Origin of the sequence: Pseudomonas sp. CP-1 (genome assembly GCF_021213715.1) — a bacterium.
Classification (GTDB): domain Bacteria; phylum Pseudomonadota; class Gammaproteobacteria; order Pseudomonadales; family Pseudomonadaceae; genus Pseudomonas; species Pseudomonas aeruginosa.
In genome coordinates this window covers 213,184-228,108 of record NZ_JAJQKY010000008.1, presented here as the reverse complement: position 1 = coordinate 228,108, position 14,925 = coordinate 213,184, and the positions used below count along the sequence as shown (strand labels likewise).

Below are 14,925 nucleotides of genomic sequence, written 5' to 3'. Positions count from 1 at the left end.
TATGACCACTATCTGTACCCTTCTCAAGGATTCCCAACTGCCCGATTCGCCCAGCGCCCGGCTCGACACCGAGTTGCTGCTGGCGGCGGCGATGGGCAAGCCGCGCAGCTTCCTGCGTACCTGGCCGGAGCGCATCGTGCCGCGCGAGGCCAACGAGCGGTTCGACGACTGGATCGCCCGTCGGCGCAACGGCGAGCCGGTGGCCTACATACTTGGCCACCAGGGCTTCTGGAGCCTGGACCTGGAGGTCGCGCCACACACCCTGATCCCGCGCCCGGACACCGAACTGCTGGTGGAAACCGCGCTGGCGACCCTCGCGGCGGACACCGCTACGGTGCTCGACCTGGGCACCGGCACCGGCGCCATCGCCCTGGCCCTGGCCAGCGAGCGGCCGCTATGGACAGTGACTGCGGTGGACCGTGTGGAAGAGGCCGTGGCGCTGGCCGAGCGCAATCGCCAGCGGCTGCTCTTGGAGAACGTCGAGGTGCGCAGCAGCCACTGGTTCTCCGCCCTCGATGGCCGGCGCTTCCGGATGATCGTCGGCAATCCGCCGTACATCCCTGCCAGCGACCCGCACCTGAGCGAGGGCGACGTGCGTTTCGAGCCGAAGAGCGCGCTGGTCGCGGGTAGCGATGGCCTCGACGATATCCGCCAGATCGTCGCCCAGGCGCCGCGGCATTTGCTGGACGAAGGCTGGCTGCTGCTCGAGCACGGCTATGATCAAGGGGCGGCGGTGCGCGAACTGCTCGGCGCCCGCGGCTTCGCCGGGGTACATACGTTGCGCGACCTCGGCGGCAACGAGCGGATCACTCTCGGACAATGGGCATGCTGAGCGACGAGGAACTGCTGCGCTACAGTCGCCAGATCCTGCTGGCGCAGGTCGACGTCGAGGGCCAGCTGCGCCTGAAGCGCAGCCGCGCACTGATCGTCGGTCTTGGCGGCCTGGGTTCGCCGGTGGCGCTGTACCTGGCCGCGGCCGGGGTCGGCGAGCTGCACCTAGCGGATTTCGATACGGTCGACCTGACCAACCTGCAACGGCAGGTCATCCACGATGGCACCAGCGTCGGTGTCGGCAAGGTGGAGTCGGCGATGCGCCGGCTGGGCGCGCTGAATCCGCAGATCCGCCTGGTCAGCCATAGCGCCGCGCTGGACGAGGATTCCCTCGATGCCGCCGTGGCGGCGGTCGACCTGGTGCTCGACTGCACCGACAACTTCGCCACCCGCGAGGCGGTCAACGTCGCCTGCGTGCGTGCCGGCAAGCCGCTGGTCAGTGGCGCGGCGATCCGTCTCGAGGGCCAGCTTTCGGTATTCGATACCCGCCGCGACGAAAGCCCCTGCTACCACTGCCTCTACGGGCACGGCAGCGAGGCCGAGCTGACCTGCAGCGAGGCCGGCGTGATCGGTCCGCTGGTGGGGCTGGTCGGTAGCCTGCAGGCGCTGGAGGCGCTCAAGCTGCTGGCCGGTTTCGGCGAACCGCTGGTGGGCCGCCTGCTGCTGGTGGACGCCCTCGGCACGCGCTTCCGCGAATTGCGGGTGCGTCGCGATCCTTCCTGTGCCATCTGCGGGCAACGCCATGGCGGTTGAGTCGGCCGCGGTCGGCGTTTTCGATTCCGGGGTCGGCGGGCTCAGCGTATTGCGTGAGATTCGCGCGCGCCTGCCATCCGAATCGTTGCTCTACGTCGCCGACAACGCCCATGTGCCCTACGGCGAGAAGAGCGCGGAGTACATCCGCGAACGCTGCGAGCGGATCGGTGATTTCCTTCTGGAGCAGGGCGCCAAGGCTCTGGTACTGGCCTGCAATACCGCGACGGCAGCGGCTGCGGCGGAATTGCGCGAACGTTATCCGCAGGTGCCGCTGGTGGCCATGGAGCCGGCGGTGAAGCCGGCCGCGGCGGCCACCCGTAACGGTCGGGTCGGCGTCCTGGCCACCACCGGAACTCTGAAGAGCGCGCGTTTCGCCGCCTTGCTCGACCGCTTCGCCAGCGATGTACAGGTCTTCACCCAGCCCTGTCCGGGGCTGGTCGAGCGCATCGAAGCCGGCGATCTCTATGGGCCGCAAACCCGGGCACTGCTGGAACGCCTGCTGGCGCCCATCCTCGAACAGGGCTGCGATACGCTGATCCTCGGCTGTACTCATTATCCCTTCGTCAAACCCCTGCTGGCCGAGCTGATCCCGACGGAGATGGCGGTGATCGATACGGGAGCGGCTGTTGCCCGGCAGTTGGAGCGCGTATTGTCGGCGCGGGCGCTACTGGCCTCTGGCCAGGCCGCGACGCCGCGTTTCTGGACCAGCGCGCTGCCGGAGGAGATGGAAAGGATCCTGCCGATCCTCTGGGGAAGCCCGGAAAGCGTAGGAAAATTAGTCGTTTAGTCGTTCCTGGCAGACGTGACAGCGATTTTTTGAACTAAAGCGTTTGGTCTAGTATCTGCTTTAGTAAGTGCGCTCTTATAATGCGCAGCTTGAATGCGGGGGCTTTCATGCAACTTTCGAAAAGGACGTTTCAATGAAGAAACTACTTCCGCTGGCCGTTCTGGCCGCACTTTCCTCCGTCCACGTGGCCTCCGCCCAGGCGGCGGACGTCTCGGCCGCCGTCGGTGCGACCGGCCAGTCGGGCATGACCTATCGCCTGGGCCTGAGCTGGGATTGGGACAAGAGCTGGTGGCAGACCTCCACCGGGCGCCTGACCGGCTACTGGGATGCGGGCTACACCTATTGGGAAGGTGGCGATGAAGGCGCCGGCAAGCATTCGCTGTCGTTCGCTCCGGTATTTGTCTACGAGTTCGCCGGCGACTCGATCAAGCCATTCATCGAGGCCGGTATCGGCGTGGCGGCGTTCTCCGGCACCCGTGTCGGCGACCAGAACCTGGGTTCCTCCCTGAACTTCGAAGACCGCATCGGCGCCGGCCTGAAGTTCGCCAACGGCCAGTCGGTCGGCGTTCGGGCGATCCACTATTCCAACGCCGGCCTGAAACAGCCGAACGACGGTATCGAGTCCTACAGCCTGTTCTACAAGATCCCGATCTAGTCGGCACGGTCGAAAAAAGCCGGGTTCATCCCGGCTTTTTCATGCCTGCGATTCTTCCACCACGCCGCACCGCCCTATGGAAAGAGCGAGCCATTTGGTGGGAGGCGATAGCTCGCTGACGCGCCCTACGCGCGACCATCGCGCGGCGGCAGGTTGCGGAAAGCCGCCAGCGCCCGTTCGCGGCTGGCCTTCAGGTCGACCATCGGCCGTGGATAGTCGACCCCGGCGAACAGCCCCAGGCTGGACGGATCGTGGATCGCCTTGCGCTCCAGGCCGGCCAGTTCCGGCAGCCAGTGGCGGATGAACTCGCCGCGTGGATCGAAGCGTTCGGACTGCGAGAGCGGATTGAACAGGCGGAAGTAGGGGACGGCGTCGGTGCCGGTGGATGCGCTCCACTGCCAGCCACCGTTGTTCGCCGCCAGGTCGCCGTCGATGAGGTGGCGCATGAACCAGCGTTCGCCTTCGCGCCAGTCGATCAGCAGGTTCTTGCTGAGGAACATCGCTACCACCATCCGCAGGCGATTGTGCATCCAGCCGGTGGCGAGCAACTGGCGCATTGCTGCATCGATGATCGGTATGCCGGTGCGCCCCTGTTGCCAGGCTTCGAGTTCCGCCGGGGCCTGGCGCCAGCGCAGGGCTTCGGTCTCCTCGCGGAAGGGGCGGTGCCGGGAGACCCGTGGGTAGCCGACCAGGATGTGCTTGTAGAACTCGCGCCAGAGCAGCTCGTTGATCCAGGTCGCGGCGCCTTGCTGGCCGCCGCTGAACTCGCCGCGGTTGGCAACCAGCGCGGCGTCCAGGCATTGCCTGGGCGAGAGTACGCCGGCGGCCAGGTAGGGCGACAGTTGGCTGGTGCCGGGAAGCGCCGGGAAGTCGCGCCGTTCATGGTAGTCGGCCAGGTGCTGGTCGGCGAAGTCGCGCAGGCGTTCCTGCGCTACCTCTTCGCCTGCCGGCCAGAGGCGGCGCAAGCTATCGGCCGGCCGCGGGAAGGCGGGCACGGCATCCGGCAGCGGGTCGCTGGCCAGCGCGTGCGGTGGCTGGGGCTGCGGACGCGGGCGGACACCCGGCAGGGCCTGGTACAGCCGTTCGTGGCAGACCTTGCGGAACTGGCTGAACACCTGGAAATAGCCGCCAGTTCGGGTCAGCACCGAGCCGGGGGCGAAGAACAGCTGGTCGAGGTGGCTGTGGAAGGCCACGCCCTGTTCGCGCAGGCGTTGGCCGACGGCCTGGTCGCGGCGTTCCTCGTTCACCCCGTATTCCTGGTTGACGTGTACCGCGCCGATTCCCAGCTCCCGGCAGAGCCGGCCGATGACTTCCGGGGCTTGCCGCCAGTGGCCGCAGTTGCGCACCAGCAGCGGGATGTTCAGCGCGGCGAGCTGGCGTTGCAGCTCGCCCAGGTTGCGCAGCCAGAAGTCGACCTTGCAGGGCGCATCGTCGTGTTCCCGCCACTGCGCCGGGCTGAGCAGGTAGAGGGCCACGCAAGGGCGCCCATCGGCGGCGGCGAGGAGCGCGCTGTTATCGGTGGTTCGCAGGTCGCAGCGAAACCAGATCAGGTTCATCGGAAGTCCGTTCATGGGTTCAACAGGCCTCGTTCGCCGAGCAGGCGGCGGGCTTCCAGGGGCGTGCTCGCCAGCAGCAGGCCGGCTAGCGCCAGGGTTTCGAAGGCTTCGCGCTGGATCTCCACGGCCGGTCCGACCAGCACCACCGGGCAGCTCACCCCTGCCAGCAGGCGCGGCAGGTGCTCCGGGTTGAGGCGATGACTGGCGTACAGCAACACGCCGCGAGCTTCCAGGCGTTCGCAGGCCAGGGCCAGTTCGGCCGGTGGCAGCGGCCAGTCGAAGACCTGCAGCGGCACCTCGCCGCTGCCGAGCAACCAACTGCACAGCCAGAGGTTCGGTTCCAGCGACAGCTCGGACTGGTTGACCAGCAGCAGCGGCGCGCCCTGTTGCAGCCGTTGCTGGTGATAAAGGCGGGCGCCCAGCTTGCTGCGCAACCAGGAGAAGAAGAAGGCCCGCTCCATGCGCGCGCCGAATTGTCCCTGCCAGCGTCGTTCGAGGTGCTGCAGCAAGGGTTGCAGAAGCTTTTCGCAGAGGGTCGCTACCGGATAGAGCGACGCGGCCTGGTTGAACAGATCGTCGAGGCGTCGCTCGGCCAGCGCGGCGATGGCGTCCAGCAGTTGTTCGTGCAGGCGTTCCCAGGGGGATTCGACATCCGCCGCCGGGGTTTCCTCCGGACGCTCCAGCAGCGCGCGCACCTGGCTGATGGCGACGCCACGCTCGAGCCAGACGAGTATCCGGCGGATGCGCTCGACCTGCTCTTCGCTGTAGAGCCGGTGACCCTTGCCGGTGCGTTGCGGCACCACCAGGCCGTAGCGGCGCTCCCAGGCGCGCAGGGTGACCGGATGGACGCCGGTCAGACGAGTGACTTCGCGGATCGGCAGGCCGCCGCGTTCGAGGTGGGGCGAGTTCATCGGGAAATCCTAGAGCGCGTTGCGCAGGCCGAGTTCGGTCGGGTGCGGTTGCAGGTAGGCCTGCTGGGCGATGTATGCATGCGGGTGGCGACGGAAGTGGTGCTTTAGCAGGGTCAGCGGTACCACCAGCGGCACGCTGCCATGCCGGTATTGCTCGATCAGCTCGCGCAATTCACGCCTGTCTTCGGCTGCGAGGTCGCGTTTCAGGTAGCCGCTCAGGTGCAGCAACACGTTGCCATGGCTGCCGCGGGTCGCGCAGCGGCGTAGGCCCTGCATCAGCTCGCCGAAGTAACGCGTGCCGAGGGCTTCCGGCTGGTAGTGGCCGGCTTCGCCGAGCAGGCGGCCGAGACTGCGGTAGTGCTCCGGCGAATGCGCCAGCAACTGGTACTTGTAGCGGCTATGGAAGGCGACGATGGCCGAATGGCTGAGGCCGCGCTGGCACAGGGCCTGCCAGTGGGCATGGGCGAACACGCGGGTGAGGAAGTTCTCCCGCAGGACCGGATCGTGCAGCCGGCCTTCTTCTTCCACCGGTAGCTCCGGCAAGGCTGCGCAAAGGGCTGCGGCGAAGCGTCCACGGCCTTCGGCGCGCGGCGCGCCGCCGCCTTCTGGATAGACCTTGACCCGTTGCAGCCCGCAGGACGGCGAACGTTGCATGAAGATGAAACCGTCCAGCGTATCCGCCCGTTGCGCCACCCGCCGCGCATATTCGGCGAGCGCTTCGCCGACCGCCAGGCCGTCGCGGCTCCGCGCATCGGCGGCTTCCGGAGTGCCTTCCAGGCGAATCGCCGGGCGCGGCGTGCCCAGGCCGATGGCCTGTTCCGGGCAGAAGGAGACGAACTCGACGTGCCGCGCCAGTTCCTCGCAAAGCGCGGATCGCTTGTGGCCGCCGTTGAAGCGCACCGGTTCGCCGAGCAGGCAGGCGCTGATGCCGAGTCGGGGCGTCAGGGAAGGGTGAGATTCGTGCATCGGTGTCGTCTCCCGAGGGGAAAGGAGGTTCGCGCGCAGCTCGACAGCCAGGCGGTCATACGACACATCCTAGAACTTATCTTGTACAGGTCAATGTATTTGTATAGGTATTTTCTTGTCACATCGGGCCGCCAGGCGACGGCCCGATCCCCTCAGAGATGTTCCAGCAGGCGCCGCGCGGCTTCCTGGCCGCTGAGCCAGGCGCCTTCGACGCGGCCGCTGGAGCACCAGTCGCCGCAGGCGTAGATGCCCAGGTCGGGATCGCCGAGGGCGCCCCACTGGTGAGCCTCCGCCGGGCGTGCATAGAGCCAGCGGTGGGCGATGCTGAAGGCGGCTTCCGGTACGGCGCAGCCGATCACTTCGGCGAAGGCGCAGCGCAGATGCTCGACCACGTCCTCCTTGGCCATGTCGATGTGTTGCCGGCTCCACTGGCTGGTGGCGTGCAGCACCCAGGTATCGAGGGCGGTGTCGCGCCCCGGCTTGCTGCGATTGCAGGCCAGCCAGGCGATCGGACTGCCGTGCACGAAGCAGCCCTGCACCGGGGTGTCGAGTACCTCGCGGAAGCCCAGCGCCACCGCCCAGGTCGGCTCCATGACCACGCTCGCGGCGGTGGCCGCCAGTTTCGGCACGCTGGCCAGCAGCGGCGTGGCCTGGGGAGCGGGGATGGCGATCAGGACCTGGTTGAACGGACCGTGGTTCTGCCCCTCGGCGTCCTGCAGGTGCCAGTGCTGCTTGCCGCGGAAGACCTCGGTGATGCGGCAGGAGAAGACCACTTGCAGATCGGTGAGCAGGGCGCGGGTGATCGCACTCATCCGTGGGATGCCGACCCAGCGTGGCTGTTCGTCCGGGGAGGGGCTCAGCTGGCCGTCGCGGTATTGGTAGAGAGCGGGTTTCCACTCGTCCACCCAGCCTTCCTCGCGCCAGTGTTGCAAGGCGTCGAGGAAGCGCCGGTCGCGGGCGGTGAAGTATTGCGCGCCGAGGTCCAGCGTGCCGGCCTCGCTGCGCTTGCTGGCCATGCGGCCGCCGCTGCCGTGGCCCTTGTCGAACAGCTGTACGGTCTGGCCGGCGGATCTCAATGCGTGGGCGGCGGAAAGCCCGGCGATGCCAGTACCGATGATGGCGATGGGGACGCTCATGACATGCCTCTCTGGTTGTGTAGCGTCTGGACAGGCGAATCAGGTTTCTTGTACAAGCTTGATTTAATGTACAGTATTGCGCGTGCTTCGAGGCGCACCTTGCATCGCGCCGATGGCGCGCTTGCGGCGCACGGCTCGCTTCCTGGCCTGTCGAACCTTCAGACGTTCCGTTCGGAAGTATCAACCGAGTTATCTGAAGAATAGACGGCTGGCGCCGTTCACTAAGGCACCAGTGCGATGCAAGCCCTGTTCCTTGGCTGAGTCGAAAACGACGCCAGGGTTCCCCGGCCGGAGCCGACGGATCTTCCATCCACAGGATAACGCTGGAATGGGGGGAGGATGCACGGTCATCGGGCAGATCGATGTCCAGGGTCCAGACTGAAAGGGCACGCAGGCAAAACGAGGAGACAGCCATGCACATTCTCTTGACCGGCGGTACCGGCCTGATGGGTCGCCGCCTGTGCGCCCGCTGGCGACAGGCCGGACACCGGCTGACCGTGTTCAGCCGGCGGCCGCAGCAGGTGGAATCGCTGTGCGGCGTCGGCGTGCGCGGCATCGATCGTTTCGACGAGTACGGCGACCAGCCGCTCGACGCGGTGGTCAACCTGGCCGGCGAGCCGATCGCGGACAAACCCTGGAGCCACAAGCGCAAGGCGCTGCTGTGGGAAAGCCGGGTACGCCTTACCGAGCGCCTGGTGGAATGGCTGGACGCTCGTGAGCAGCGCCCGGACCTTCTGTTATCGGGTTCTGCGGTGGGTTGGTATGGCGACAGCGGCGAGCGCCCGGTGACCGAGGAGGGGGCGGCGGCCGGCGAGGATTTCGCCAGCGAGCTATGCCTAGCCTGGGAGCAGATCGCCCGCGAGGCGGAGAAGCTCGGCACCCGTGTCGTGCTGTTGCGCACCGGCCTGGTGCTGGCCTCCGAGGGCGGCTTCCTCGGGCGCCTGTTGCCGCTCTACCGGCTCGGCCTGGGCGGACCGCTGGGTGACGGCCGGCAATGGATGCCGTGGATTCATATCGAGGATCAAATCGAGCTGATCGATTTTCTTTTGCGGCGGCCCGATGCCAGCGGTCCCTATAATGCGTGCGCTCCCAACCCGGTGCGCAACCGTGATTTCGCCAAGGCCCTGGGCCGGGCGCTGCACAAGCCGGCGCGGATACCGACCCCCGGGTTCGTCCTGCGCCTCGGGCTGGGAGAAATGTCCGGATTGCTGCTCGGCGGCCAGCGAGCCTTGCCGCAACGCTTGCAGGACGCCGGCTACCGTTTTCAATTCACCGACCTGGACGTGGCGCTGGCCGATGTCCTGGACGCCCGACGAAAGGATCAGGCATGACCGAGAATGCCCTGCTGTTGCTCAACCTGGGCTCCCCGGATTCGACCCGGGTGGAGGATGTCCGCCGCTATCTCGACCAGTTCCTCATGGATCCCTACGTGGTCGACCTGCCCTGGCCGCTGCGGCGCCTGCTGGTGTCGCTGATCCTGATCAAGCGTCCGGCCGAATCGGCGCACGCCTACAGCTCGATCTGGTGGGACGAAGGGTCGCCACTGATCGTCCTCAGTCGTCGCCTGCAGGAAGCGATGAAGCCGCACTGGCCGCATGGACCGGTGGAACTGGCGATGCGCTACGGCCAGCCGGCCATCGAGAAGGTCCTGCTCGACCTGGCGCGCCGTGGTATCCGGCGGGTCACCCTGGCGCCGCTGTATCCGCAGTTCGCCGACAGCACTACGACCACCGCCGAACAGGAGGTGCGCCGGGTGATCGCCGCCCATCGCCTGGGCCTGGAGGTCAGCACGCTGCCGCCGTTCTACGACCAGCCGGTCTACCTCGATGCCCTGGTGGAAAGCGTGCGTCCGTACCTGCAGCAGCCCCACGACCATCTGTTGCTGAGCTTCCATGGCTTGCCCGAGCGGCACATCCGCAAGCTGGTGAAGGATCCTGCCCACGACCTGCTGGCCGAGAACAGCCGCAACGTCAGCCCCGAAGCCCTCGCCCTCTGCTACCGCAGCCAGTGCCTGCGCACCGCCGAGACCTTCGCCGAGCGCGCCGGCCTGGAGCAGGGGCGCTGGTCGGTGTCGTTCCAGTCGCGCCTGGGGCGCGCCAAGTGGATCGAGCCCTATACCGACGCCAAGCTCGACGAACTGGTGCAGCGCGGGGTGAAGCGCCTGCTGGTGATGTGTCCGGCGTTCGTTGCCGACTGCATCGAGACCCTGGAGGAAATCGGCATGCGCGGCCGCGAGCAGTTCATCAGTGCCGGCGGCGAGGACCTGGTGCTGATTCCCTGCCTCAACGACCACCCCGCCTGGGTCGGCGCCCTGGCCGAGATGAGCGGGCGCTTGGCCAGGCCGCTCTGAGAGCCTGTTCATGATCCGCTGCGCGGCGCGGTATGACGGCTTTGAAGTGCTCATTTGCCGCTCGTCAGCTCCGCTTCCCCGCCCAGCTCGCGAGATGCTGGACAGGCTCTGAGCGCACGCGGCGGCGAATGACCTGGCGGTCATTCGCCGGAACCCGCTTCCCGCATTCAGCAGTTCTATAGTCCCTTGCCCTGGGTATAAGCCCGGATGTTGCCGGCTTATCCTGCCTGTCGACCCTCCCTTCGCATCCGCCGCTTCGGCGGCGTCCAGGAGTTCGGCATGCATAACAACAATAACGGCTATCCCTCCAACCTTGCGGCCTGGACCACGGTGGCGATCCTCATGGTCGCCTATGTGCTGTCCTTCATCGACCGGCAGATCCTCAACCTGCTGGTCGGCCCGATCCGCCGCGACCTGGCCATCAGCGACACGGAAATGAGCCTGCTGATGGGCTTGTCCTTCGCCCTGTTCTACACCCTTTGCGGTATCCCGCTCGGACGCATGGCCGACAACCGCAGCCGGCGCGGTCTGATCCTGTTCGGCGTGCTGGTGTGGAGCGCGATGACCGCGGCCTGCGGTCTGGCGCGCAGCTATTGGCAATTCCTCACCTTCCGGGTCGGCGTCGGGGTCGGCGAGGCGGCGCTGTCGCCAGCGGCCTATTCGCTGATCGCCGACAGCTTCCCGCGCGAGCGTCGGGCGACGGCGATCAGCGTCTACTCGATGGGCATCTACCTGGGTTCGGGGCTGGCCTTCCTGCTCGGCGGGCTGGTGATCAAGTTCGCCTCGGCCCAGGGCGACGTGCACCTGCCGCTGTTCGGCGAGGTGCGCCCGTGGCAACTGATCTTCCTCATCCTCGGCGCCGCCGGCGTGCTCTTCTGCCTGTTGCTGCTGGCGATCCGCGAGCCGGCTCGGCGCGGAGTCGGCGCAGGCGTGGCGGTGCCGCTGGGCGAGGTCGGCGCCTACCTGCGGGCCAACCGCAAGACCGTGCTCTGCCACAACTTCGGTTTCGCCTGCCTGTCCTTCGCCGGCTACGGCAGCGGCGCCTGGGTGCCGACCTTCTTCGTCCGCACCCACGGCTGGGACGCCGGTCATGTCGGGGTGGTCTACGGCAGCATCGTCGCGGTGTTCGGCTGTCTCGGCATCGTCTTCGGCGGGCGCCTGGCCGACTACTGGGCGAAGCGCGGGCGCAGCGACGCGAACATGCGCGTCGGGCTGCTCGCCGCCTGGGCGGTGATTCCCTTCACTCTGGTCTATCCGCTGCTGGACAACGCCAATTGGGCGGCGGCGCTGATGGCGCCGACGGTGTTCTTCCTGAGCATGCCGTTCGGCGTGGCCCCGGCGGCGATCCAGGAGATCATGCCCAACTCGATGCGCGGCCAGGCCTCGGCGATCTACCTGTTCGTGGTCACCCTGTTCGGTCTCGGCGTGGGCCCGACGGCGGTGGCGCTGGTCACCGATTTCGTCTTCGCCGACGACATGGCGCTGCGCTACTCGCTGCTGCTGGTGACCCTGGCCGCGGTGCTCGGCGCGGTGGTCCTGCTGGGGATCGGCCTCAAGCCCTATCGCGCCAGCCTGGAGCACCTGAAGGACTGGAGCCTGCGACGGGAAGGCGAGGGCGGCGAGGATTGGAAGGCGTCCCGGCAGCCGGCCTGACTCAGTAGGTGAGGATGACCCGCACGGTATCGCTGTAGGTACCGGCGGGGACGTTGCCCTGTGCCGGGTTGATGATGGCCCGGTACGGCACGTTCTGCGCGGCGCCGCTACCGGTGCCTGCCTGGGTGTTGCTGGTGGTCCAGACCGTCGAGTCGCCCGGTTTGTAGAGGTTGTACTGGATCGCGTTGGCGCCGCTGAGCATTCGCCGCCAGCCGCCGCTGAAGTTGTTGCCGTTGTCGAAGCCGATGGTATAGGTGGCGTTCAGGGTGCAGCGCACGCCAATGTTCTGGTTCACCGCGGTGAAGGCCGAGACCAGCGCGGCGCTGCCGAAGCTGAGGTCCGGAGCGCTGTCGATGAAGCAGTCCTTGAGCACCGTCAGGGTAACGTTGACGCTGCTGCTGGCGGTGCCGTCGTCGTATACGCAGACTGGGCCGATGCCCGCCGCGCACAGGTGCCAGGCCCAGTTCAGGCCGATGGTATCGGTATAGGTGCCGGCCGGCAGGGTCACCCCGGTGGCGGTGCGCAGGTACAGCGGCAGGCTGCCGTCGGTGGCGTTGAACAGGCCGAGGATGCCGAGGAAGGTGGTGCTGCTCCAGCGTACCGTCGAGCCGACGTTGTAGACGGTGCCGCAACCGTTGTCCTTGCAGATGCTGTAGGGCAGGTAGGTGCCGCTGGCGGCATTGTACAGACGCGGCGTGGTGCCCAGCGGATTGGCGGTGCTGGCGATGGTCGCGTCGATGGTGTTGGTGCTGAGGATCGACAACAGGCTGCCGGTGCACTTGAAGCCGGTGGTGCCGGTGATGGTCTGTGCGGTGCTGACCACGGTGAACGAGCTCAGGCTGCCGAAATTGCCGGTGCCGGAGCTGGTGGTGCAGGCGGCGAGCAGCAACGGGCTGGCGCAGAGCGTAGCGAAGCCGAGCAGGCAGGCGGACGTGGAGTGGCGGCTCATGGCGTATCTCCGATCGGGGCCGAGCAGGTCAGCGGGCCGACCTGGCTGACGGTGGGTTTGCGCGTGTCCAGGCGGAAGCGTGCCTGGCAGGCCCGGCCGTCGGGGCGGACCACGCGTAGCTGGTTGTCGCTTTGCAATCCTTCGAAATAGACCTGGCCGTCCCAGCCGACGCTGGCGCGCTGGCCGCTGCCGGTTTCTTCGGCCCGGCTGCCCAGCGGCAGCGGTTCGCCGCGCTCGTCCACCAGGCTGATGCTGGCGGCGACCACGGCACGGATCGGGAAATCCAGCAGCAGGCCGCTGCCCTGGCGTACCGCCACGCGCTGCTCGACTTCGGGCGCGCTGACGTTGGCCGGAAGGTCCAGCGGCTCGATCTGGAACTTCGCCGGGTAGTAGGCCGCGACCCAGGGCACCAGCAGGTGGCCGTTGTCGTCGGTGCTGCCCATCAGTTGGTTCTCGTAGCGGATCGGCACCTGTGGATAACCCTTGGTGCTGACCAGGACGAAGGCGTCGTTGATCCGGTTGCTGGCGAACACGGCGTTGTCCATCCATACCAGCGAGCCGCTGAGATCGGCCCAGCGCGTGTAGTTGCCGGTCTCGCCATAGAGGCCGCCCTGCAGTTGCACGTTCTGCATGCGCCAGGTCAGGTCGGCCTGCTGGTAGCGGCTGGCGCCGCCGCCATAGCCGAGGTTCCAGCCGAGGCCGCCCTGGCTCGGCGTGGAGCGGCTCCAGATCACCCGCTCGCTGTAGCGCCGGTCGCTGTCGCGGGTGACGCCGATGTTCAGCAGGCCGTTGATGTCGAAGGGAATCACCAGTTGCATCAGCGCGCTGTAGCCGTCGCCGTCGAGATCTTTGTTCAGCGCCAGGTAGAAGCTGCTACGGCTGCCGATCGGGCGGCTGTAGGAGAGGTTGGCCAGGCGCGTGCGGCTGCCGTCGCGGGCGCGGATGTCGAAGTAGCCGGCACCGATGGTGCCCTGCTCGTCGAAGGTCAGGCTGGCGGTAGCCTGGTCGGTGCGCCGGCTCAACTGGTACTCGCCGTCCAGGGTGCCGAGGTCGCCATAGCCGGCGCTGCGCTCGATGTGTTGCAGGCTGAGGCCGAGCCGTCGCGAATAGTAGGAGTAGCCGAGCAGGTATTGCTGGCCGCTGTCGCCCTGGCCGTCGCTGCCGCTGGCCGCCAGGCTGAGGGTGCCGAAGGTGGCCACGGCGATGTCGCCGCCGATGCCGAGCAGGCGCAGGTCGCTGGCGGCCTCGGCGTGGGTGGAGAGGGTCAGGCGGTCGCTGACGCCGTAGCGGTAGATGCCGCTGGCGGCGTTGTCGGCATAGGAAAAGTTGCGCAGGCCGTAGTCGTCGCGCAGGCGCCCGACGGACAGGTCGAAATCGCTCAGGCCGCGCGCCAGCAGGGTGTTGGATACGTAGAACGGCAGGCTGGTCACCACTTGTCGGCCCTGGGCGTCGGTGGTCACCACCGTGGCTTCGCCGGCTCCGTTGATATACGGCACGTTGCTGATGGCGAAGGGACCGGGCTGCAGGTCGGCGCTGCTGGCCTTGTAGCCGTTGATGAACAGGTCGACGGTGCTGGGTACGGCGGCCTGGCCGTCGAAGCGCAGCAGCGGATAGGTGACCAGGTCCGGACGTACGCCGAAGTTGCGGGCGAAGCGAAAGCCGCCCATGCGTACCGGGGTGGTCCAGTTCAGCGCGCCGTTGACGTAGTCGCCCAGTTGGTAGCTGTGCATGTTGCGTTCGTCGTTGTACAGCCAGTAGGTGTCGTAGCGCAGGTAGCGGCTGTCGAGGTTGTCGGCGTCGCCGAAATAGCGGGTGTAGACGCCGGTGTTGGAGATCACCCCGAAGCCGTCGAACAGACGTTGCTCGAGCAGCGCGGAAAGCCAGGGCGTGGCGCCGTCGGCGGGGTCCGAGTAGTACAGGTCGTAGTTGAACAGCGCGCCGAGGCTGCTGCGCGCCGGGGCGCGGGCGACCAGTCCGGGATCGTCGAAGCGCTGCTCCGGCAGCCAGTCCGGCGGCACTTGCAGGTGCAGTTGCTGGCTGGCGCTGTCATAGTCCGCCCGGACCTCGGGCAGGGCGTCCACCGCGACCTGTCCGGCGGGGTTGCCAGGCAGGCGCACGCCGGCTTCGCGCAGGGCCGCGGCGTCGAGCAGGTAATGGCCATCGGCGGCGTTGACCGGCACCACCTGGCCGCTGTCGCGGCCGTTGATCACCAGTTCCAGGTAGTAGAGGACGTTGCCGCCGCCGGACGGAGCGGGTTGCGGCGGCGGCAGTCCGGCCAGGTAGTCCGCCGCATGGACAGGGGAGAGCAGCGCCAGGCCGATCAGTAGCGAGCGGTGGTGGCGAGAGCGCCGCTGACACGGGCGAGGCACGGGACCGAC

13 protein-coding genes are annotated in these 14,925 nt (G+C 67.4%); 7 read left to right on the top strand and 6 right to left on the bottom strand.

Going from position 1 to position 14,925, the window contains the following annotated elements:
* The first annotated feature begins 1 nt into the window (after nt 1).
* The 4 genes from prmC to pagL all read left to right on the top strand — a co-directional run bounded on the left by prmC (nt 2) and on the right by pagL (nt 3,026).
* Nucleotides 2–832, top strand: coding sequence for a peptide chain release factor N(5)-glutamine methyltransferase (gene prmC, locus LT948_RS18110; protein WP_022580113.1), 831 nt, complete (start codon nt 2–4; stop codon nt 830–832).
* The gene (locus LT948_RS18105) at nt 826–1,584 is read left to right on the top strand and encodes a molybdopterin-synthase adenylyltransferase MoeB (RefSeq protein WP_033996051.1); all 759 of its coding nucleotides are present in this window, start codon (nt 826–828) and stop codon (nt 1,582–1,584) included. The genes prmC and LT948_RS18105 overlap by 7 nt, the downstream gene beginning before the upstream one ends.
* Nucleotides 1,574–2,371, top strand: a complete 798-nt coding sequence (gene murI, locus LT948_RS18100; protein WP_022580115.1) for a glutamate racemase — start codon at nt 1,574–1,576, stop codon at nt 2,369–2,371. The genes LT948_RS18105 and murI overlap by 11 nt, the downstream gene beginning before the upstream one ends.
* Before the next feature lie 133 nt (nt 2,372–2,504).
* Complete coding sequence (gene pagL / locus LT948_RS18095; protein ID WP_003099307.1) at nt 2,505–3,026, top strand: lipid A 3-O-deacylase; 522 nt, start codon at nt 2,505–2,507, stop codon at nt 3,024–3,026.
* 125 nt (nt 3,027–3,151) lie between these two features.
* Here the strand turns inward: pagL and phrB are convergent, their stop codons facing one another.
* From phrB to LT948_RS18075, 4 genes are all read right to left on the bottom strand, one after another.
* Entirely contained in the window at nt 3,152–4,597 is a 1,446-nt protein-coding gene (gene phrB, locus LT948_RS18090) for a deoxyribodipyrimidine photo-lyase (protein WP_022580116.1), read from the bottom strand.
* Nucleotides 4,594–5,493 carry a MerR family transcriptional regulator gene (locus tag LT948_RS18085; protein WP_003141623.1) on the bottom strand — a complete coding sequence of 300 codons (900 nt, stop codon included), beginning with the start codon at nt 5,491–5,493 and terminating at the stop codon, nt 4,594–4,596. The genes phrB and LT948_RS18085 overlap by 4 nt, the downstream gene beginning before the upstream one ends.
* 9 nt (nt 5,494–5,502) lie before the next feature.
* Nucleotides 5,503–6,459 carry a YbgA family protein gene (locus LT948_RS18080; RefSeq protein WP_022580117.1) on the bottom strand — a complete coding sequence of 319 codons (957 nt, stop codon included), beginning with the start codon at nt 6,457–6,459 and terminating at the stop codon, nt 5,503–5,505.
* 152 nt (nt 6,460–6,611) lie between these two features.
* Nucleotides 6,612–7,595: an NAD(P)/FAD-dependent oxidoreductase gene (locus LT948_RS18075; protein WP_003094987.1), complete on the bottom strand. Its 984-nt coding sequence runs from the start codon at nt 7,593–7,595 to the stop codon at nt 6,612–6,614.
* Between the two features lie 413 nt (nt 7,596–8,008).
* Between LT948_RS18075 and LT948_RS18070 the strand changes: the two genes are divergently transcribed.
* From LT948_RS18070 to LT948_RS18060, 3 genes are all read left to right on the top strand, one after another.
* The gene (locus LT948_RS18070; protein ID WP_022580118.1) at nt 8,009–8,926 is read left to right on the top strand and encodes a TIGR01777 family oxidoreductase; all 918 of its coding nucleotides are present in this window, start codon (nt 8,009–8,011) and stop codon (nt 8,924–8,926) included.
* Entirely contained in the window at nt 8,923–9,945 is a 1,023-nt protein-coding gene (hemH, locus tag LT948_RS18065; protein ID WP_022580119.1) for a ferrochelatase, read from the top strand. The genes LT948_RS18070 and hemH overlap by 4 nt, the downstream gene beginning before the upstream one ends.
* 279 nt (nt 9,946–10,224) lie before the next feature.
* A complete protein-coding gene (locus tag LT948_RS18060; RefSeq protein ID WP_003099328.1) occupies nt 10,225–11,598 on the top strand; it encodes a spinster family MFS transporter in 1,374 nt (457 codons plus the stop codon).
* A 1-nt stretch (nt 11,599) separates the two neighbouring features.
* Here LT948_RS18060 and LT948_RS18055 read toward each other — a convergent pair whose 3' ends face one another.
* Entirely contained in the window at nt 11,600–12,547 is a 948-nt protein-coding gene (locus LT948_RS18055; RefSeq protein WP_022580120.1) for a Csu type fimbrial protein, read from the bottom strand.
* Nucleotides 12,544–14,916 (bottom strand): fimbria/pilus outer membrane usher protein, encoded by a 2,373-nt coding sequence (locus LT948_RS18050; protein WP_033996049.1) that lies wholly within the window; start codon nt 14,914–14,916, stop codon nt 12,544–12,546. Before LT948_RS18050 ends, LT948_RS18055 begins: the two co-directional genes overlap by 4 nt.
* Nucleotides 14,917–14,925: the final 9 nt, after the last annotated feature.